We start from the raw sequence: 21,918 nt of genomic DNA on the forward strand, positions 1-21,918 counted from the left end.
TAGCCATTGTATCATAGGTTTGAAGAAACTTCGGATTATTTGACAGTCCAAGTGGGATGTGTTAAGATTTAGATACCAAAAAAGAAAAAGTAAAAGTACAATGAGGGTAATATGGCGATTGAGAAAACTGTACGGGAAATTGCTGAAATTGTAGGAGTCAGCCGCCAAGCCGTCAATGATCGTATTAAAACTCTACCACCGGAGGATTTGTCCAAGAATGAAAGAGGTGTGACGGTTGTTACGAAAAGCGGCTTGATTAAACTAGAAAAACACTATGAGAAAACCATCTTTGAAGATGAGCCTATTAGTGAAGATGCCAAAGAAAAAGAAATCCTACAAATCCTGGTTGACGAGAAAAACGAAGAAATCATACGCCAAGAGAGAGAAATTGAACGCTTGCATGAGCAGTTGAAGTCCAAAGATGAACAGCTTCGGACGAAGGACTCCCAGATTGCTGAAAAAGATAAGCAGTTAGACCAGCAACAACAATTGACACTACAAGCGATGAATGACAAGGACACCTTGAAGTTGGAATTAGACGCAGCGAAGAAAAAGGCTGAAGAGCAGACCCAAAAGGGTTTTTGGGCTCGACTATTTGGAAGAGCAACGTAAGAAGAGGCCAGGCCTCTTTTTTAGTACCTGTTGTGCATGTAGCTAATCGGAGGGTGCTGCTACTTTAAAACGGCTTAGGATGCTATCTTTTGATAGCATCCTAAGCCATTTTTTAATAGTTGCTCATTATTGGAAGGATGAGAGAATTTGCTATTCTTGCGGTATCAGCATGGGAATAGGCTTTAGGAATCATGAAATGGGAAGAACAAGGGTGAATTGGCTTCCTACTCCTAATTGGCTCTTGACTTGGATGTGACCTCCTAGTTGTTGGGCGAGTTCTTGAGCGATGGCTAATCCGAGTCCATGACCTCCAGTTTTCATATTACGTGAGCTTTCCACACGATAAAACCGTTTGAAGATATGAGGGAGATCTTCTGGAGCAATGCCTTGACCTTGATCGATAATGTGAATGGTTAGGGTATGGCCCTGTAGCTGACCTTGAATGTGCAGGGGACTAGCCTGAGCTGAGTATTTTAGAGCATTGTGGATAAGATTATCTAAAATGCGATAGAGCTTGTGATAGTGGCTATGGATATGAGCTGATTCGGGATCCATTTGAATGGAAACTTCACGTTTTTCCTGCTCTAGCTGCAAGCGGTGTTCGGCTAAGATGGCGACAATGACCTGATCAAGGTAGACGGCTTCGGTTTGTGGAGGTGCTGGATTTTCTTCAATCGCCAAGGAAAGATAGTCCAATTTATCCACTAGATGATTGAGACGTTTGGTTTGTTGGTGCATTGTATTTAAGTAGTGGGGAACTTCATCGCCTTGGATGATACCGTCTAGGATGCCTTCAATACTGGCTTGAATAGAAGTCAAGGGGGTTTTGATATCGTGGGCTAATTGGCTGACCATCAATGCTTTCTCTTGCTCACTTTCTTTGAGAGATTGAAAGGTCATTTGTAAATCTTGAGCCATATGATTGAACTTTGTATCTAATTGATGAAATTCAAGAGGGGATGAAATTTGGGATGTGGTTTGAAACTGCCCTGATGAAATGGCTTGCATTTTGTTGACCAAGAGCTGGAGCGAGCGGAGGACTTTTTGGTTGATGAAGAGACTTGGAAGTAGTCCTAGTAAACTCGCGATGGATACGATAACCATAATGGTCAAGCTTTCTTCTTGCTCGATAAGCATGTAATTAATGCCGATAAAAACGCCAATCAGTGTCAGAAGTAAGGTGACAAGATGGCCGATGAGTAAGTGTTGTTTTAAAGTCATATTATTCCTCTAACTTATAGCCTAGGCCCCAGACTGTTGTAATTTTAGGTGTGTTGGGGGTACTGAATTTAGCAATATCTTGACGCAGAGAGTGAATATGGACATTCAAGGTGTTGGTATCCTGAAGATATTCTTCTCCCCAAATTTTTTCATATAATTCCGATTTTGAAAAAACACGTTGTTTTTGAGTGGCTAGTAGCCATAAGAGATTAAAAGATTTATTGGGGAGGATGAGAGGGTGCTGGTTTACAAAGACTTCGTGGGTCATAGGGTTAATGGAAAGATCTCCTATTTGAAGAATGGATTCAGCAGGCTTGTTTCGCCCATAGAGTCTCTTCAAAATATTGGTGACGCGTAGGACAAGTTCCCTAGGGCTGAAAGGTTTGGTGATAAAATCATCTGCTCCGATGCTAAGGGAGTAGATTTTATCTCTTTCGGAAACCTTAGCAGTGATAAATAGAAAGGCCTGCTCTTCATTTAGATGAAGGACTTCTGAAATAAAGTCGTAGCCATCCATTTCTGGCATCATAATATCACTGATGATAAGATGAATCGTGTGTTGTTTATAAAGCTGGAGTGCTTCTTGACCATTTGTTGCGGTGTACACACAATAGCCAGCTTGAAGGAGATAACGTTGGTTGATGTCAATAATTTCGGGTTCGTCATCAACGAGTAAGATGGTATGTGTCATAGCTTTCCTTTCTAAAATGGCCGCGATAAGAAAAGGCAAATAGCCCTATACTAGTTTTAGTATAACACTATTTGCCAAAGAGGATAGGCTAGCTCCAATCAGTACTTGCTTTAGTTTTGCTTATTTTTTGTGAAGGGGGATTTCTTAAGGAAATGAAAACCGCTAAGCAAGCCCAAGAGTCCTAGTAAGCTAAGTGAAGCTGAACTTGTTTCTCCTGTTGATGGGAGTTTCTGCTCAGGATTCATCACTTGATTTGGATTCTTATTTTGGGAGGAAGTAGCCCTGGACGAAGCCATATGCATGGACTTAGTAGTATTAGAAAGGTTCTCTACTAGGTTTTTAGTCATGCTTGATGGTACAACGAGGTGCTCAGGGGCTTGAGAAGAAGGGGCAGAGTGCATAGTGTGAGGCATCTTTTCAAGGTATAGTGAGACCTCCTTGGTTGCTAGGACTTGTGCAGGATCCACTTTTCCATCTTTGGATCCATAGATTGTAATGGTTGCAGAAAGGTTTCCATCCTGATATTGTTTGAGGAAAGTAAGGAGTTCCTGGTCCATAAGACCTTTACCTGCTTTAGTGAGGGATACACTGTAGAAATACTGTCCAGTTGGTAGATTTGCAGCAATTGCCAAAGTTGGATTCATAGCAGTGCCATTATCAGACCAAGGTGCTTGATCTGCGGCTGTAAGAATCAGACGGGTCAACATTCCATCACCCCCAAAGGCTTCGAGAGGGATTATTTGGTTGACACCAGCTGTGAATGGGCCAGGGAACTGGGCTTTTTTAAGGTAATCTTGAGGAATATGCACCTTGTTTTTGGTGTTCCCAAGTACGGCGTTACGCAGGTCTTCTGGCAATAGCAGTGGTTGGAAGGTGACACGGACAGCTTGGCTAGCAATAACTTTGGTAAGATCAGCCATGCCGTTCTTAGAGTCATAAATAGTTACTTGTCCTTGATAAGGGATCTGTGCTTGTTGTTGTAATACGTTGAGAAGTTCTGCTCCAACTTTATCTTTAGCAGCCCCTTCTAAATGTAGGGCGTAGAAGTAACGACCTTTTTCGAGTTGGTCTAGTGGAGCTAGAGCTGGGTTCATAGCCGAACCATTGTCGGACCAAGGTGCTTGGTCTGCGGCTGTGAGAATTAAGCGGGTTAGCATTCCATCACCCCCAAAAGCTTCATAAGGGATAACTTCATTTACTCCAGCAGTGAAAGGCCCAGGGCTCTGAGCTGCTTTTAGATAGGATTCTGGGACATGAACTTCTTTTTTGAGATTCGTTGGGAGAGAAGCCGCAATTTCTTGTGGACTAGTTGTTTTTGGCTGAACGACGACTTCCATCGGTGGCAATGGGGTGGCGAGAGACTGTGTTTCTCCTTGGGGATTACTTTGAGGAGTTTCTTGGTAGAAAACAGCTTCTTCAAGCTGGTCAAGATTCTCTGTCACAGCTTCAGCTGGCTTTTCTAGGATGGTGACTTGTGTAGCAGAACTTTCGGACTCGATCTCATCTGCTTGTACTTGGGGAACTTGTCCGAGAAGGAAGAGACTACCACTGACTAGTACGAGAGAAGCGAGTTTTTTATTTTCCGGAATTCTATAAAATTCTGTTGGCATAGTATTTGAACCTCTTTTCTTTAATCTATAGTGAGTATAGAGTATTTTTATTAAGCAACTGTAAGCTAATTCTAAAGAAATTCTTAAGGAAAGCTTAGGTTTTCTTAAAAAATAAAAAGGCTAGGACAAGATGTCCTAACCAGATGGGTGGCTACCCCTATTGCTAGTTGTATCGGGTAGATATTGAAGAATGAGACTACTTTTTAGAAAGGCAGTTTTCCAGCTAAAGCCCCCATGTTGCGTTGTGTTTCCTGATCAATTTGTTCTAAAGCTTTGTTGATTGCTTGGGCAGTCATATCGGCCAAAGTCTCTAAATCTTCTGGGTCAACTACAGCGGGATTGAATTGAATGGCCTTGACCTTACGATCTCCAGATAGTGTAGCAGTGACTAAATCTTGTACAGATGAAGCGGTGAAGTCCTTGGCAGCTAATTCAGCTTGTTTTTTCTCCATATCCTTTTGCATTTTTTGTGCTTGCTTCATAATACTTTGCATATTCATCATAAGGTTATTCTCGTTTCTTTTTTAATATGTGGCTTTATTTTACCATGTTTTTGAATAAAAAGAAAAAAGATAAAATTTCCAAGCTAAATGTTTGTGACTTTTCGAACATTTATGTAGGATGGAAATAGAAAGGAAGGAATATTTTATGTCTAAGAAAAAAGTTGTCATTGTTGGTGCTTCCCACGGTGGTCATGAATCAGCTATTCGTATTCTTGATAAGTATGAGAATGTGGATGTGACGATTTATGAAGCAGGGGATTTTGTTTCATTCATGTCCTGTGGAATGGAATTGTTTTTAGAAGGCAAAACTCTAGGTCAGGATACTGTTCGCAACTTCTCACCTGAAGAGTTGGAAGCGCGTGGAGGTCGCGTGGTGAACAATCACCAGGTAACAGCGATCCAACCAGAAGCTAAAACAATTACAGTTAAGAATTTAGCTGCAGGTGCAGAAGAGTCTGTTGCTTACGATAAATTGATCCTTAGTGTAGGGGTTGAGTCGATTGAGTTGAATCTTCCTGGTAAAGATTTAGAAAACATCTACTTGATGCACGGTTATGACTGGGCGAGCAAGATCAATGCTGCTCAAAAAGATGACACTATCAAGAATGTTGTTGTAATTGGTTCTGGCTATATTGGGGTGGAAGCGACTCAGGTCTTCACTCAAGCTGGTAAATCCGTTACTTTGATTGACATGCTTGAGCGTCCGTTGGGGAACTACCTCAATGCAGAATCAACTGAGATTTTGGAGCGGGCTTTTGTGGATGCCGGTGTGAACTTGCATATGGGTGCAAGTGTTGAAGCCTTTATTGGTGATGGAGCCGTTCGTGCAGTTAAAACAGATAAAGGTGAAGTACCAGCAGATCTCGTGATTGTAGCTGTTGGTGTTTATCCGAATACAGCTTGGTTGAAAGGTACTTTGGAGTTGGATGAGCGTGGCTACATCAAAACAGATGCCTACCTTCGTACAAATGTAGAAGATATCTATGCAGTTGGAGATGCGACGTTACAACCATCAATTCCAGCTAATCAAGCTCTTCCAATCGCTTTGGCAACAACGACTCGTCGTTCTGCTTTCTACCTAGCCAATACTTTGTTTGATCAAAAACCAGCCCGTGCTTACAAAGGTGTTGTTGGATCATCAGCCCTAGGTATTTTTGGTTATAAATTTGCGACATCTGGTTTGAACCAGTATACAGCTGGCCGTGTAGGTGTAGAATTTGCAACTAGCTTCTATGCTGATCGTGTACGTCCAGCCTATATTCCTGAGTCAGACAACCCAGAAGTTTTTGTGAGCTTAACGTTCCATCCACAAACTCATCAAATTTTAGGGGGATCTGTGTTATCTCGTCAAGATGTAACGGCTCAAGGAAATGTCTTGTCTCTAGCCATTGCTCAGAAAATGACTTTGGAAGATTTAGCAGAAGCTGACTTCTTCTTCCAACCAGGATTTGATCGTCAATGGAGTTTATTGAATCTTGCAGCACAGGATGCTCTAGGATATAAACGCTTTTAAGCTAGACCAGCTAGGAAATTTTCCTAGCTGTTTTTTGTTTGTGAGGCGAATAGACTCCTTTTCTTCTAAGTCGGAGTTGAATAAGATGGCACTTATATCCTTGTTTAAAGATAAATTATTTACAGAATGAGTATCAAATGTTATTATAAAGTAGACTGTAGAATTGCCAGCTTAGGCTCCAATTTTATATTGCATCACCAATCAATGGATAGAAGGAGAGTATATTACACATATGAAGAAATATACGTTTAACCGTCAGGTTCAGCGCTTCTCGCTTCGGAAGTACTCTTATGGTACAGCATCTGTACTATTAGGGACTTTCCTTTTTGCAGGGCAAAATGTTCAAGCAGATAGTGCTGCACCAGTAGACACAGATTCTACACCAGCATCAGCCTCTACGGAAGCTGCTGTTGCTGTAGAATCGATGGCCCCTCAAGAGGCAACTGTATATGTGGCAGAGCCTGTATTACCAGCAAGTCCTACGGCTTCAGAAGTAGAAGCTACACTTGCTCCGGAGACGTCTGTTGTTGAAACGACAGAAGAGTCTGTGAAAGAAACTGCGAATGTAGAAGCTACATCTGGAGCTGCAAACTCAGATAGTGTTGAAACAGCGACTGACAAGGAGCAGCCAGCAGGGGCTTCGGCTTTCCGTTCTGCAGTGTTACGGGCAGCACAGCCAGGTGAAGTTCAGGTCTATAGTCAGGCTCAGAGTTTCTCTGATAAACCGGGCGGAACGATTTCGGACTTTAAGGGTTATGTGATAAAGAGTGCCCATACGCCGACAACAGATAATATCCGCTTTGAATTTGATTATACGCCAACAATTGCGGCTGGACGGACGACAGAGGTTCCCTTTGTGTTTGGGATTGGTTATTCGGCTAACTTTAAACTATTGCCAAATAGCCTTAAAGTAAATGGGCAAACAGTTCCGTATTATAAGTCAGATAATGGTTCTGATTGGTACTGGTCTTCTAGTCAGAAAGTCCGTATCGGTCAAAAAAATAGAGTAGAATTTGTAGCGCAAGCAGTTACAGAAAAAATTCGCTATAGTAATGTTAACCCAACGATTGGTACAGCCAATACAGGGAACTACAACCGTTTCTTCTATCCTCTATCAGGTGATGCTATTGTTCGGAATACAACGACTGGTACTGTAAGCTTTGATGCCAAGACATTCCAGGAAACGATTGAGGAAATTGAAGGTCCTAAGGTACCAGAGCCTAAAGTTGAAACTTCTGCAATTCCGTTTACAACAGAATACAAGGCAGATGAAAGCCTAGAAGTCAATACTCAGGTGACAGAGCGTGAGGGTGTAGACGGTGAACAGACAGTCACGACTACCTACAAAAAAGAAGGTAAAGAGATTGTTGAAACCAAGGGTGAGCCAGTTGTTACCAAAGAACCGGTTGCGAAGATTGTCAAAGTTGGTACGAAGCCAACTGTTGTAACAGAAACAATCGAGTTTAAGACAGTTTATCAAGATGATCCAAGTATGAACCCTACTGATCCAGAAGTGGTTGTCACGGAAGGAAAAGCGGGTCAAAAGACAACGACTACAACGTATCGTTTGGATGAGAAGACAGGAACTGTCACTCCAAATACCCCAACTGAAGAAGTTGTAGCAGCAGTGGATCGTGTTGTTCGCCGTGGTGTTGGTCAAGAAAGCAAGATTGCTTTTGAAACGACTTATGTAGCCAATGAGAATTTGGAAGCGGGTCAACAAGAAGTTGTGACAGAAGGTGTGGAAGGAACACGCCATCCAAATGGAGAAGTTCTTAAGGAGCCTGTGACTAAGGTTGTTCAAGTTGGAACAAAACCAAAAGTTGAAGTGACTGCTATTGCCTTTGAGACGACTTATGAAGAAGATCCAAATATGAAGGCGACAGATCCAGAAGTGGTTGTCACAGAAGGAAAAGACGGTCAGAAGACGGTTACGACAACTTATAGCTTGGATGAAAAGACAGGAACTGTAACACCAAATGCCCCAACTGAAGAAGTTGTAGCAGCAGTGAACCGAGTTGTTCGTCGTGGTGTCGGTCAAGAAAGCAAGATTGCCTTTGAAACCACTTATGTAGCCAATGAGAATTTGGAAGCTGGCCAACAAGAAGTTGTGACAGAAGGTGTGGAAGGTGTCCGTCAGCCGAATGGTACAGTTTCTCAAGAACCTGTTACAAAAGTCGTTCAAGTTGGAACCAAGCCAAAAGTTGAAGTGACTGCGCTTGCCTTTGAGACGACTTATGAAGAAGATCCAAATATGAAGGCGACAGATCCAGAAGTGGTTGTCACAGAAGGTAAAGAGGGTCAAAAGACCGTTACAACAACTTATAGCTTGGATGAAAAGACAGGAGCTGTGACACCAAATGCTCCAACGGAAGAAGTTGTAGCAGCAGTGAACCGGGTTGTTCGTCGTGGTGTTGGTCAAGAAAGCAAGATTGCCTTTGAAACAAGATATATGGCCAATGAGGGACTTGAGTCTGGTAAACAAGAAGTAGTGACTGCTGGAGTTGAAGGTGTTCGCCACCCAAATGGTACAGTTTCTCAAGCTCCTGTCACTCAGGTTGTTCAAGTTGGAACCAAGCCAAAAGTTGAAGTGACTGCTATTGCCTTTGAGACGGTTTATCAAGATGATGCCAGCATGAAGGCAACCGATCCGGAAGTGGTTGTCACAGAAGGTAAAGAGGGTCAAAAGACGGTTACGACAACTTACAGCTTGGATGAAAAGACAGGAGCTGTGACACCAAATGCTCCAACTGAAGAAGTTGTAGCAGCAGTGAATCGGGTTATTCGCCGTGGTGTTGGTCAAGAAAGCAAGATTGCCTTTGAGACTCTCTATTTGGCAAGTTCAGATTTAGAAGCTGGTAAACAACAGGTAGTGACTGCTGGGGTTGAAGGTATCCGTCATCCAAATGGTCAAGTGACCCTGCTTCCTGTGAACCAGGTTATCCAAGTGGGTGTGAAACCAAAAGTTGAAGTGACGACTATTGCCTTTGAGACGGTTTATCAAGATGATGCCAGCATGAAGGCAACCGATCCAGAAGTGGTTGTCACAGAAGGTAAAGACGGTCAGAAGACGGTTACAACAACCTATAGCTTGGACAGCAAGACTGGTCAAATCAGCGACAATGCTCCAACAGAAGTTCTTGTTTCAGCAGTGAATCGAGTGATTCGCCGTGGTACAGGTCAAGACAGTAGCTTGCCATTCAAGACAGTTTACTTGGCTACAACTAGCCTAGAGGCAGGTCAGAAGCAAGTTGTATCAGCTGGAGTTGAGGGCGTTCGCCATCCAAATGGAAGCATCACCAAAGAAGCGGTGGCTGAATTGGTTCAAGTCGGTGTGAAACCTCTTGTAGTTGTAGAAACACTTCCATATCAAACGGTTTACCAAGAAGATAGCCAGATGAAGGCGACAGATGGTGAAGTTTTGGTTCAAGCTGGACAAGCTGGTCAAAGACGTACAACAACAACCTATGTTCTCGATGAGAAAACAGGTTTGGTTACAGCTCAGACCCCAGTAGTTGAAGAAGTGGTAGCCCGTGATCAAGTGATTAAGCGTGGTGTTGGTCAAGAGACTGCTATTCCATTTACGACAGTTTACTTGGCAACAGCAGAGCTAGAAGCTGGTCAGAAGCAAGTTCTAGTAGCTGGTCAGGCTGGTCTTCGCCATCCAAATGGCAGTGTCTTGAAAGAAGCAGTAGCTGAGTTGGTTCAAGTCGGTGTGAAACCGCTAGTAGTTGTAGAAGCACTTCCATACCAAACGGTTTACCAAGAAGATGCCAGCATGTTAGCGACTGATTCAGAAGTCTTGGTTCAAGCTGGACAAGCAGGTCAGAGACGTACAACAACAACCTATGTTCTCGATGAGAAAACAGGTTTGGTTACAGCTCAAACACCAGTAGTGGAAGCAACAGCAGCCCGTGATCAAGTGATCAAACGTGGTGTTGGTCAAAACACAGAAATTCCATTTACGACAGTTTACTTGGCAACAACAGACTTGGAAGCTGGTCAGCAACAAGTTCTAGTAGCCGGTCAAGCTGGTCTTCGTCATCCAAATGGTAGCGTGACACGAGAAATGCTTCCAGCTATGATTCAAGTGGGTACGAAACCACTGGTGGTGACAGAGGTTCTGAAGAACCAAACAGTTTATCAAGATGATGCTAGCATGTTAGCGACTGATCCAGAAGTTGTGGTGCAAGCCGGTCAAGCTGGTCAACGTGTCAGCACAACGGCTTATAGCTTGGATCTTGCGACTGGTAAGGTGAAAGCCTTGGCACCAGTTGTTGTAGAAACAGCAGCGGTTGACCGTGTCATTAAGCGTGGTGTTGGTCAAACGACAACACTTCCATTTGCAACCCACTATGTAGCAGACGCTAGTCTAGCAGCAGGTGAGAAGAGTGTTCGGATTGCTGGCCAAGCTGGTCTTCGCCATCCAAACGGCAGCATCATCAAGGAAGTGGTCGCTCAGGTTGTAGCTGTGGGAATTCGTCCAAGTCAACGGACTGAAACGGTAGCTTACTCAACTCGCTACCTAGAAGCTAAGGATATGGTAGCGAATAGCCGTCGTACCTTGGTTGAAGGTCAGACTGGTCAGAAGACTTATACAGTCTTGTATGTCTTGGATTCAGCGACAGGTGAAGTTACCGCTCAACCAGAAACCGAATCCTTGACGATGAAAGCAGTGGCGGAAGTGATTGAAGTTGGTGTACAACCTTCTACAAGAACAGCAGATGTAGCCTTTGCAACTGTCTACCAAGAAGACCTTGAGATGGAAGCTGGCAAGCAGTCGGTGGCACAGGCAGGTCAGTTAGGTCTTGATACCTATACGACAGTGTATGTCTTGGATACAGCAACTGGTCAGGCTGTCGCTCAACCAGAAACAGTAGAGCGAACTACTCAACCAGTTACTCAGCTTGTTCGAGTTGGCGTGAAGCCATTGGTGGTTGAGACTGAGTTAGGCTTTGAGACTGTTTACCAAGAAGATCCGAAGATGTTGCCAACAGATAAAGAAGTTGTGCTTGTTGAGGGTCGCGTTGGTAAAGAGACACGGACAACTCGTTATGTCTTGAATATTCAAACAGGTCAAGTGACTGCCCAAGAGCCACTGGTTGAACGGGTCGAGGCAGTGAACCGTGTGGTGAAACGTGGTGTTGGTCAAACTAGCCCAATCGCCTTTAAGGTTATCTATAAAGGTGATGTGACTCTGGAAGCTGGTAAGCGTCTTGTAGAGCAAGAAGGTCAAGAGGGAGTCCGCCATCCAGATGGATCTGTTTTGAAAGAAGCAGTTGATCAGTTGATTCGCGTTGGTCTAAAACCAGTTGAGACAGTTGTTGAGATTCCATTTGAGGAGAAAGTCGTCGAAGATCCGACACTTCCATTGGGTCAAATCTGTGTTGAAGTTGAGGGTGTAGCTGGTAAAGAAATCAAGCGGATTACTTATACTCTTGATCCTGAGACAGGTGAGGTTACAGCTCATGAGACAGTTGAGACGGTTGCGGCAGTGACTCGTCTTGTCCGCAAAGGTACCAAGGTGGCAGAAGTTTGCCCACCAGAAGCCCCAGTTGTTGAGGCAGCTCCTCAAGAAGCTGAGGTTAAGGTTCTTCCAAATACAGGTACTAGCGATTCTGCAGGTCTCCTTCTAGCTGGAGGATTGGCAGGATTAGCAGGTCTTGGATTGGCCGCTAAAAAACGGGAAGAAGATTCCTTATAATCATAAATGATTGAAAGGTGGAGGAGAAAGAGCTTTTCTTCTCCTCCACCGCGGGTTGATTGGGTCAGATTTTGAGTGTGAAATACGAATAATCTTCCAATCAATTACGGAGGTCAGGAATAAGGGCCACCTAAAAAGAGGCTGGGACGTGAGTCCAGCCTCTTTTTGAGTGTTTGAATCGAACCTAAGAAACTAATGAAAAATTGTCAATGAAAACGAATTTTCATTTTCCGCTTTTTTCAGATTAGCTTTACATTTCAAGGGATAGTTGTTATAATCTTCAAGTATACTTAATTGAAAAAAGGAGACTAATGACAATGGATGTATCTTGGGGTATCAAATACCTAACCGAGTTTATTGCGACAGCGTTTTTGCTTGTGCTAGGAAATGGTGCTGTTGCCAATGTGGATTTGAAGGGAACTAAGGGAAATAATTCTGGTTGGATTGTGATTGCCTTAGGTTATGGTTTGGCTGTAATGATGCCAGCTATGATGTTTGGGAATGTATCTGGGAACCATATTAATCCTGCTTTCACGCTAGGATTGGCAGTTAGTGGACTTTTCCCATGGGCTCATGTAGCACCATACATCTTGGCTCAAGTTCTTGGTGCAATGTTTGGTCAGTTGTTGGTGGTTATTGCCTATAACCCATACTTCAAGAAAACTACAAATCCAAATGCCGTTTTAGGTTCTTTCTCAACAATTTCAGCTTTGGATGATGGTACTAAAGCCTCTCAAAAAGCTTCTATGATTAATGGTTTTATTAACGAGTTCATTGGTTCCTTCGTTCTTTTCTTTGGGGCTTTGGGACTTACTAAGAACTTCTTTGGAGCAGAATTGGTTGGTAAATTGATCGATAATGGATTTGATCAGACAATGGCTGAAACAGCTGCTAGCCCTTATACAGCTGGAAGTTTAGCAGTAGCTCACATTGCTATTGGTTTCCTTGTAATGGCCTTGGTTGCAGCTCTTGGAGGTCCTACTGGTCCAGCCTTGAATCCTGCTCGTGATTTAGGTCCACGTTTATTACACTTCTTGTTACCAACAAGTGTTCTTGGTGAAGCTAAGCAAGATTCTAAGTGGTGGTATGCTTGGGTGCCGGTTGTAGCACCTATTGTGGCATCCATTATTGCTGTCGCTGTCTTTAAAATGATTTATCTATAATGGAGAGCCACACCCGATGAGAGGGTTAATGAGCTGATTTCCATGTTGAAAAGAGGTCGAGGCCGTTTGCCTTGATCTCTTTTTGTATAATTACTTGTCTTTTTTTAAAAATTCTTTTAAAATAACAAGAGTTATTGTGGAGGAAAACATGAATAAAGATAGGCTTGTACCTGTACTAAAGACAAATAATCGTCGCTTAAATTTTGAATTTTATGTCGAGAAGATCGGCCTAACGGTGTTACTAGAGGATGCTGGTTTGGCTAGCTTAGGGGATGCTCGGAAAGTAACGTGTTTAGAAATTGAAGAACTCCCTTCAAATCGTGCCTTACAGCCAAAGGGAAAGAAAAAGTTAGATTTATTAGTCTTTCGAGTAGAAGATCCACGAGCGGTTGAGGCAGGATTGGCGAGGGGACTACAGATTGATCAATTATACAAAGGTCCTAGAGGTTGGGCTTATCTGGCGACCTCACCTGAAGGGGATCGAATTCTAATTCATGCTGAACAAAGGGTAACTGATCTCCAAGAGGTTGAAGTAGCGGATTATCCCGAAGTTTTTAAGCCTGGACCTGAAAAATTAGACCAGGTTATCTTAGAAGAGATTCATATTAACGGAATGGACAAGAAGAAATCGCAGGCTTTTTATCAACAATTAGATTGGTCTGTTACCTTTGTGTTTCATGAGGAACAAGGTGAGTATCTGACGGCTGCTGCAGGTGAAACTTGGGACCTCTATCAGCTACGCCTCTTCCAGCAGTCTTGGGATTTACCCCGTTTGAAGGAGATCTTTACAGATCAGGAAACATTTGTTCCGAAACGGGAGAATTTCTTCTTGACGGAAGATCCGTACAATCAGTTGGAATTATGGATTCAAGCCTATGAATAAGCAATTTGCCTCAAAAATCCAGGAGCATCTCTCTCAACAAGTTTATCCAGGAGCGAGTATAGGCATCTTTCGTGAGGAACAGTGGCAAGAGTTTTATGTGGGATTGGCAAATCCTGACTCTGGGATTGTGAGTCAGGAGCATTTAGTGTATGATCTAGCAAGTGTGACAAAGGTTTTGGGAGTTGGTACCTTGGTGCTTCAATCTTTGAAAGAAGGTCACTTGCACTTGGAAGATCGGATACAATCACAGCTTCCTGAATTTGCTCATAAGCATTTGCGAGTTGTTGATTTACTGACGCATACTTCTGGCCTAGATCCTTTTATTCCCAATCGAGATTCTATGGATAGGGAGCAGCTCCGACAGGCCATGCTCCAGTTACAGCTACGACCAGACTCACGTTATCTCTATTCAGATGTGAATTATATTTTACTAGGCTTTTATTTAGAGGCTCTTTTAGGGAAAGATTTTGAGACCCTCGTAATGGAGCGTGTGTGTGCTCCTCTTGGGTTGCAGAATACTAGTATGGGACCCCGACAAGGGGCTGTCCCAACTGTTAAAGGGGATTACTCGGGACAGGTACATGACCCCAAGGCTCGGGTTTTAGGGCCTCATACAGGGAGTGCAGGTTTGTTTTCAACCTTATCTGATTTACAGGTATATGTTGAAAGTCAGTTGAGGGAAGAGAGTCCGTACTTAGATCAGATTCACGGTTCTGATCCAGACAATCCTCGTAGTTTGGCCTGGAGACGAGAGGGAGCTTGGATTGATCATACGGGTTATACAGGGACTTTTCTACTGTTAAACCGAGCAACTCAGGAAGCTGTCATTTTTTTATCGAATCGAACCTATTGGCAGGATCAGCGAGCTCAATGGATTCAAGATCGGAATGCCCTAATGGATTTGATTCGTCAGGGACATTTCTAAGCAATATCGAAAGCGTGGCCCTTGCCCGCTTTTTTCTTTGGTAATAGGAAGCTAAAAATGAGGCTGGGATATATCCCAGCCTCATTGAGTGGCACTTGCTTAATTCAAGGCATCATCCATAGAAAGAACTTCGTGGAAGACACGTTGGGTTAATTCTGTTTTTTGCTCTGGAGTGAGGTATTTTGTATTTACACAGTAACCAGAGATACGAACGATGACATCTTCACCTGCCATAATCTTGTCATAAACATCGGAGAGGTCCATTACGTTTAGGTTGACATGTTGCCCGCCATTTTCAAAGTAGGCATCAAGGATTGTAACCAAGTTGTCTACTTGCTCATCACGAGTTTTACCGAGTGCTCGTGGAGATACTTGGGTTGTGAGAGAGATACCGTCATTGGCGTGAGCAAATTCAAGTTTTGACAAGGAGTTCAAGTTTTGTAGCCAGCCGCCTTTTGATTTTGGAGATGGATTGGCACCTGGTGAGAAGAACTCAAGTTCACTTGTGTTGACAGTGCCATCTTCGTTGAGGTAGACTCCACGGTGAACAGGTGAGTGACCTGTTTGTTTGGAGTAGGCTACGTTTGAAGTGATTGTTAACAAGGATACAGTTGCTTCAGCATTCTTGTAGAGTTTGTGGCTAGCTAAGCGGCTATGGAAGGCTTCTAAAAGCCATTCAGCGATTGCATCAACTCGGTCATCGTCTTCACCGTAACGTGGATAATCTCCGATTGTTTCATAGTCGTAGATGTAGCCATTTTCATCACGGATTGGTTTAACAGTTGCATACTTGATAGCAGAAAGGGAGTCAACAGTATTGGCGAAACCACAGATACCAAATCCCATGTTAGCCCCTTGATGAGTTGGCAAGAAGGCCATTTGAGCTGCTTCATAGTTGTATTTATCTGTCATATAGTGGATAATATTGAGAGCATCCACATAAGTATCGGTGAGCCAGTCAAGAGATTCTTCAAAGTTTGCTTTGACTTTATCGAAATCAAGAATTTCATCACGGATAGGTTCAATGTCGAAGACTTTGTAGTCCTTATGAACATCATCGAAACCACCATTGAGACCTGTGAGAAGGGCTTTGAGGACGTTAACACGCGCACCAAAGTATTGGATATTGTGGCTTTGGTTTTCGTTTTCAGGATCCAAAGGAGACACACAACAAGAAATACAGCTCATTTCGCCATAGCCTTCTTTAGCCATTGTGGTCACCCCTTCGTACTGGATAGAGGAGTGTTTATGACTCATGTCCATACAGTAGCGACGGAAGCTATATGGTAACTGATCGGTCCAAAGTACAGTCAAGTTTGGCTCTGGTGAGTTTCCAATATTGTCCAAAGTGTTCAAGAAACGGTAGTCCATCTTGGTTACCCGGTGGCGACCATCTGCTCCCATACCCGCCATTGATGTAGTGATGAAGGTTGGGTCACCTGAGTACAGTTGGTCATAGGCTTTGGTACGAGCGAATTTCACAGTCCGTAGTTTGAGGACAAAGTCGTCTACAAATTCTTGTATTTCGGATTCGGTATAAGTACCGCGTGCCAAGTCACGTTCTGCATAAATATCTAAAACGATTGGAACACGTCCGAGGGAAGTAGCTGCACCATTAATGACGCGAGCTGCTGCCATGAAGGCAATGTTAGTCCATTGGATAGCTTCTTTTGTATCCATAGCAGGACGACGAACATCAACGCCATAGAGATCTCCAAGGGCAACGACCTCTTTGAGAGCTTGGTATTGAAGATTGACTTCTTCACGAAGACGGATAGTTTCTTCATCAATCTCTGTTAAAGCATTCCAGTCATCCACTTTTTCAGCCATAAGGAAGTCTGCTCCGTATAGGGCAAGACGTGCATAAACCCCGATAATTCGTCCACGGGAGTAGGCATCTGGAAGACCTGTAACAGTGTGGGCATGACGTGCACGACGGATATTCGTTGTATAAGCACGGAAAATACCGTCATTTACAGTAGTCGCATATTTAGTGAAGATTTCATGTAGGTGTGGATCTGGCTCATAACCATTTTCACGAAGAGTTGTTTCAGCCATCCGAATTCCACCTTTTGGCATAAAGCTAAGACGGAATAATTCAGAGTTTTGGAGACCAACAATCAACTCATTGTCTTTATCAATATAACCTGCAGGAATATCTGCAATAGATGCTACCCGATCAGTATCCATTGGGAAACGAGTTGCTTCATAACCAGCCTTTGTTTCTTCAATGATTTTCTTAATGTGGAGGGAGCGTTCAGTTGGTCCTGCCAAGAAGCTTTCATCTCCATCATAAGGAGTGTAGTTGGCTTGTACGAAGCGGGATACACTGACTTTCTCTTTCCAGTCTGTTCCTTTAAAGCCTTCCCAGGCTTGTTCAAAAATGTCTTGAGTGTCAACGGTTGTTTTTACGACCATCTAGGGTACCTCATCATCTTTCTAGTCTTGCGACACATCGAAAAATCAATCGATTAGCTGACAGGATTTTGACAAGTCATTGGGAACATCGATCGATTTTTCAAGCAGTTCGAGAACTGTTATAATTACAATTAGATTATAACACAAAGTAATCGTTTTCAATACTAGAAATGTGCTTTGAAAGGGGTTTCTGATGTAATACAGTTTTGTTTAAAAAGAAAAACTGTATTAGTTCTGTCTTAGCTTACGAAAGGAGGTTAAGGATTATGCTCATATTTCCACTGTTAGATGATCAGTCCCGCAAAATTATCCATATAGACATGGATGCTTTTTTCGCTGCTGTTGAAGAGAGGGATAATCCCACTCTAAGAGGAAAGCCTGTGGTCATTGCTCGGGACCCACGGATTACGGGGGGAAGAGGAGTTGTTTCAACCGCTAATTATGAAGCCAGACGTTTTGGTATTCACTCAGCTATGAGTGCCAAGGAAGCTTATCAACTTTGTCCCCAAGCAATTTTTATCCAAGGAGACTATGCTAAATATAGGAAGATTGGACAGCAGGTAAGAGAGATTTTTTATCGTTATACAGATTTGATTGAGCCTATGAGCATTGATGAGGCGTATTTAGATGTGACAATCAATAAGATTGGGACATCCTCAGCGGTTAAGGTAGCTCGCTTGATTCAAGAGGATATTTGGAGGGAGTTGAGGCTGACTTGTTCGGCAGGTGTCTCCTATAACAAATTTCTAGCCAAGCTGGCTAGTGATTATCAAAAGCCACGGGGCTTGACGGTAGTTAAGCCAGGGGAGGCTCTTGATTTCTTGGCTCCTTTAGCAATTGAAAAATTTCACGGAGTGGGAAAAAAGAGTGCCGAGCGACTTCGAAATATGGGAGTGGAGACAGGTGCGGACCTTTTAGAGCTCTCTGAAATGACTCTGATTGATCGCTTTGGACGCTTTGGTTATGATCTCTATCGGAGAGCTAGAGGGATTCATACTAGCCCTGTTAAACCGAATAGAATCCGCAAGTCCTATGGCAAGGAAAAAACCTACAGCAAGTTTCTACGACAAGAGGCGGATGTTCGCCAGGAGTTACAGAGTTTGGCCAGAAGTTTAGCGGCTACTTTAGAGGCTGAGAATGTCCAAGGTAGAACTGTTGTTTTAAAAATTCGCTGGGAGGACTTTGAGACCCTAACCAGGCGTATGACTTTAGATCGTCCTCTATCTAAGGAAGAGGAGCTTTTGGCTGCTGCCTTAGAACTGTATGATTCCATTGAGCAAAGTCAGACCGCTATCCGTCTATTGGGGATAACTTTGACCAATTTGGGAAAAGAGCAGGAAGAAGATTTATGGATTGATAAAGAAGAAACCGCTACAAGCGAGGCTCCTTTGTAAAATAGGGAGTCTTTACTTTGTAGCGGTTTGATCTATCTTAAAAAATTCAGTTAGGTCGGCCTCGGTTAAGCCAATTAGAGGATCAATGTTTTCCCAATTTTCCTCTGTTAAACGATGGTTTTCCAAAATTGGCTGTTCTTCTTCCACTGTATCCACAGAGTTATCCACAGTTCTGTGGACAACTTGTGGATAATCTGTGGAAAACCTTGGGGAAAGGTAGGTCTGGCGTTGGGTTCCTTCGTTTTCCACAGCATAAGTATAGGCTGTGGATTGTCCTAAAAGAATGAGTTTGCTTTTGGCACGTGTGATGGCTGTATAGAGCAGATTACGTTGCAACATCCGACGATTGGCTTGGGTTAGCGGAAGGAGGACCACAGGAAACTCACTACCTTGTGATTTATGAATACTCATGGCGTAGGCCAGACGGATTTTATACCATTCTTTGCGCGGGTAGTTGATTTCACTGCCGTCAAAGTCCATCCGTAGTTCATCTTGCTCACTATCACTATACTGGGCTGGAATTAATTCTGTGATGGTTCCGATATCACCATTAAAAACATTAGCTTCTGCATCATTGACTAAGTGGATAACCTTGTCTCCCAATCGGTATTGAGAGTCAGTAGCTTCAAAACTTTGTTGTCCTTTTTTTAGGGGATTGAGGAGATTTTGCATGAGCTGATTAATGGCATCGATACCAGCTACTCCTCGATACATAGGGGCTAAGACTTGAATATCGGCGGCCTCAATACCACTTCTTAGTGCCGCTTGGACAATCTTCTCAATCATTTGTGGGATATATTCGGCTTGAGTTTCAAAGTAAGAGCGGTCTGCTTTTTTTTGTGGAAAATCTTCTGGTAGTCTTCCGTGTTTGATGTCATTGGCCAAATGGACAATCGTTGAATCTTGGTCTTGACGGTAGATTTTTTCGAGGTGAATTTTAGGAATAGCTTCAACTGTTTGCAAATCTGCTAAGACCTGTCCAGGACTGACGGAGGGGAGTTGGTCGGCATCGCCGACCAATAGAATCTTAGTATGATTGGCTAAATTTTGGAAGAGCTGGTGTGCCAACCAGGTGTCGACCATGGAGAATTCATCAACAATGATAAAATCCGTATCCAAGTACTCCTCCAGATGACTGACTTCATCATCAGCAACCATCCCTAAATGGCGATGGATGGTTGCTGCGGGTAGTCCAGTTAATTCATTCATCCGACGGGCAGCTCGACCGGTGGGGGCGGCTAGCAGGATAGGGAGATCTTTGGAATTTAGGTTAATGTTGTGAAGTTTGGCATAGACGGAAATGATTCCGTTCAAAACAGTTGTTTTTCCGGTTCCGGGACCCCCGCTGAGAATAAAGATAGGTTCCTGAATCGCTTTTACAATGGCTGTTTTTTGGATGCTGTCGTACTGGATTCCTAACTCGTTTTCGACTTCTTCAATCAAGTCTTGAACGTGCTCGTCTTTCTTTGCTGCTTCTTTTTGATCTTGAGTCTCTAAGAGTCTCAGGAGATGATTGGCAATACCTTCTTCTGCGAAGAAGAGAGAATTGCCAAAAATCTTAGTCCCTATATTTTGGATTTTATCCTCCTCTAACAGGCGGGTTAACTCTTGGGCGATGACCTGGGGATCAATCGGTTCTTGCCGCGCTTCTTCCAGCAGCACCAAGGTTTTTTCCAGTAGCGGAGCCGCCTCTAAGAAGGTATCCCCAGATTCCATACAGTGTTGGAAAAGGCTGTGGATAATCCCTGCTCGAAAGCGTTCGGGAGAGTTGGTTTCAATTCCTAAGCGTTCAGCGACTTGGTCGGCCATGACGAAGCCAATACCCCGGATATCTTCAACCATTTGGTAGGGATTTTCTTGGATAACAGTTAGGGTTGCTTCTTGATAGGTATCATAAATTTCTACAGCCAGTCGATTAGGAATTCCCAAGTCTGCTAAGCGGGCCAAGGCCTGCTCTAGACCATAATTGATTTTCAGAGTTTGAACGAGAGCCAGCCGATTGGTTTTAGATAACCCCTTTACTTCTTCCAGCCGTTGAGGATTGTTGAGGATCTCATCGATGGGGTTCTCAGAGCGATAGATGTCCAGAATACGCTTAGCGGTTTGTTTTCCGATTCCCTTAAATTGAGGTCCCGAAAAGAATTTGATCAGTCCTTGTGGACTTGGCTTTTCCCGCTCATAGCGACTGGTAGTCACTTGTTCTCCATAGCGAGGGTGTTGAACTAATTGCCCGTAAAAACGATAAGCACTGCCTTCAACGATGGTTGCAAAGGTACCGGTGACAATCAACTCAGAGCCAACATAATCTGAGTCTGTTTCATCTAAATCAACCAACAGAATTTTATAAAAATTATTTGGATTTTCAAAAATAACACGGTCTACTCGACCAGAAAAGTAGTGTTCCATAGAGTCCCTTTCATGGGTAAAAGCGAAATATCCTTGAAAAAAGAGACTGAGACTTATTGTCTCAGCCTCTTTTTTTCAGCTTAGTGTCTTATTCATGTAGTACTTTAAAGTCAGTGATAGGCCAGAAACGGAGAACGACTTCTCCGACAATTTGATCAGCCTTGAAACCACCTACATCACGGCTATCTTTTGAGACAATTCGGTCATCTCCCAAAAGGTAGTATTCCCCTTCCGGAACTGTTACGGTAAAATCTGCCTGACCTTCACGATTGGCTGTAAAAGCTGGGGACGCTTGGGCTAGATTTTGGAAATATTGGCTGTAGGAATAGGTATCCTGTAGTTTATCTGCTTGAAAAGCTGCTTGATAATCAGCTAGGTAGTCTTCAGCAACTTCTTTTCCGTTGATAAAGAGGGTATCTTGTTTGAATTCTAATTGATCTCCTGGCATCCCGATGACCCGCTTGACAATTTTCTTTTCTTTTCCATTTTCATCGGTTTCGGATGCAACGACGATATCAAAGCGATCAATGTGATTCTGATTGAAGACAATCAAGTATTGACCTTCTGCTAAGGTAGGATCCATGGAATGCCCTTCAACGGTGACAGCTTGCCAAAAAATTAAGCGGGAAATGATGATAGCACCGATGAGAATGATGAAGATGAGGGTGTCGAAAATTTGGCGCATAAGGCCTGATTTTTGTTGTTTATTCTTGCTTGCTCTACTTGCCATGGTCTTCCTTTCGCGTTTAAGAATCTGTTCCTGATTATTGGACAGATCAATCTTTTGCTACTTTAACATATAGGAACTATTGTATCATATTTTAGCCGTATTCAGTGGTGGAAATGAGACCCATTTTGCAAATGACAAGCCTTAT

The 21,918-nt window shown here is 43.2% G+C and carries 14 protein-coding genes; 7 read left to right on the forward strand and 7 right to left on the reverse strand.

The features are described 5' to 3' along the window. Positions 1–111 precede the first annotated feature (111 nt). A complete protein-coding gene (locus ACXM1Q_RS02935; protein WP_458516018.1) occupies positions 112–612 on the forward strand; it encodes a DUF536 domain-containing protein in 501 nt (166 codons plus the stop codon). A 189-nt stretch (positions 613–801) separates the two neighbouring features. Here ACXM1Q_RS02935 and ACXM1Q_RS02940 read toward each other — a convergent pair whose 3' ends face one another. From ACXM1Q_RS02940 to ACXM1Q_RS02955, 4 genes are all read right to left on the reverse strand, one after another. Continuing rightward, positions 802–1,833 carry a sensor histidine kinase gene (locus ACXM1Q_RS02940; protein ID WP_458516020.1) on the reverse strand — a complete coding sequence of 344 codons (1,032 nt, stop codon included), beginning with the start codon at positions 1,831–1,833 and terminating at the stop codon, positions 802–804. A gap of 1 nt (position 1,834) precedes the next feature. Then, positions 1,835–2,524 (reverse strand): response regulator transcription factor, encoded by a 690-nt coding sequence (locus ACXM1Q_RS02945; RefSeq protein WP_458516022.1) that lies wholly within the window; start codon positions 2,522–2,524, stop codon positions 1,835–1,837. 110 nt (positions 2,525–2,634) lie between these two features. Then, positions 2,635–4,134, reverse strand: coding sequence for an SSURE domain-containing protein (locus tag ACXM1Q_RS02950; protein ID WP_458516024.1), 1,500 nt, complete (start codon positions 4,132–4,134; stop codon positions 2,635–2,637). Positions 4,135–4,337: 203 nt separating this feature from the next. Then, positions 4,338–4,637, reverse strand: coding sequence for a YbaB/EbfC family nucleoid-associated protein (locus ACXM1Q_RS02955; protein WP_458516026.1), 300 nt, complete (start codon positions 4,635–4,637; stop codon positions 4,338–4,340). A gap of 145 nt (positions 4,638–4,782) precedes the next feature. On the opposite strand from ACXM1Q_RS02955, the gene ACXM1Q_RS02960 reads away from it, so the two are divergent. The 5 genes from ACXM1Q_RS02960 to ACXM1Q_RS02980 all read left to right on the forward strand — a co-directional run bounded on the left by ACXM1Q_RS02960 (position 4,783) and on the right by ACXM1Q_RS02980 (position 14,825). Further along, complete coding sequence (locus ACXM1Q_RS02960; RefSeq protein WP_458516028.1) at positions 4,783–6,150, forward strand: FAD-dependent oxidoreductase; 1,368 nt, start codon at positions 4,783–4,785, stop codon at positions 6,148–6,150. Positions 6,151–6,382: 232 nt separating this feature from the next. Continuing rightward, complete coding sequence (locus ACXM1Q_RS02965) at positions 6,383–11,854, forward strand: G5 domain-containing protein (protein WP_458516030.1); 5,472 nt, start codon at positions 6,383–6,385, stop codon at positions 11,852–11,854. Positions 11,855–12,171: 317 nt separating this feature from the next. Then, positions 12,172–13,017, forward strand: a complete 846-nt coding sequence (gene gla, locus ACXM1Q_RS02970; protein ID WP_458516044.1) for an aquaglyceroporin Gla — start codon at positions 12,172–12,174, stop codon at positions 13,015–13,017. A gap of 148 nt (positions 13,018–13,165) precedes the next feature. Continuing rightward, a complete protein-coding gene (locus tag ACXM1Q_RS02975; protein ID WP_458516032.1) occupies positions 13,166–13,900 on the forward strand; it encodes a CppA N-terminal domain-containing protein in 735 nt (244 codons plus the stop codon). Continuing rightward, positions 13,893–14,825: a serine hydrolase domain-containing protein gene (locus tag ACXM1Q_RS02980; RefSeq protein ID WP_458516034.1), complete on the forward strand. Its 933-nt coding sequence runs from the start codon at positions 13,893–13,895 to the stop codon at positions 14,823–14,825. Before ACXM1Q_RS02975 ends, ACXM1Q_RS02980 begins: the two co-directional genes overlap by 8 nt. Before the next feature lie 99 nt (positions 14,826–14,924). Here the strand turns inward: ACXM1Q_RS02980 and pflB are convergent, their stop codons facing one another. Beyond that, positions 14,925–17,243, reverse strand: a complete 2,319-nt coding sequence (pflB, locus tag ACXM1Q_RS02985) for a formate C-acetyltransferase (protein ID WP_458516036.1) — start codon at positions 17,241–17,243, stop codon at positions 14,925–14,927. Between the two features lie 266 nt (positions 17,244–17,509). Here pflB and dinB point away from each other — a divergent pair, with 266 nt between their 5' ends. Beyond that, entirely contained in the window at positions 17,510–18,637 is a 1,128-nt protein-coding gene (gene dinB / locus ACXM1Q_RS02990) for a DNA polymerase IV (RefSeq protein WP_458516038.1), read from the forward strand. Between the two features lie 12 nt (positions 18,638–18,649). Here the strand turns inward: dinB and recD2 are convergent, their stop codons facing one another. Next, entirely contained in the window at positions 18,650–21,043 is a 2,394-nt protein-coding gene (gene recD2, locus ACXM1Q_RS02995) for an SF1B family DNA helicase RecD2 (RefSeq protein ID WP_458516040.1), read from the reverse strand. Positions 21,044–21,131: 88 nt separating this feature from the next. After that, positions 21,132–21,728: a signal peptidase I gene (gene lepB / locus ACXM1Q_RS03000; RefSeq protein ID WP_458516046.1), complete on the reverse strand. Its 597-nt coding sequence runs from the start codon at positions 21,726–21,728 to the stop codon at positions 21,132–21,134. Positions 21,729–21,918 lie beyond the last annotated feature (190 nt).

The organism is Streptococcus sp. 10F2 (assembly GCF_054331515.2).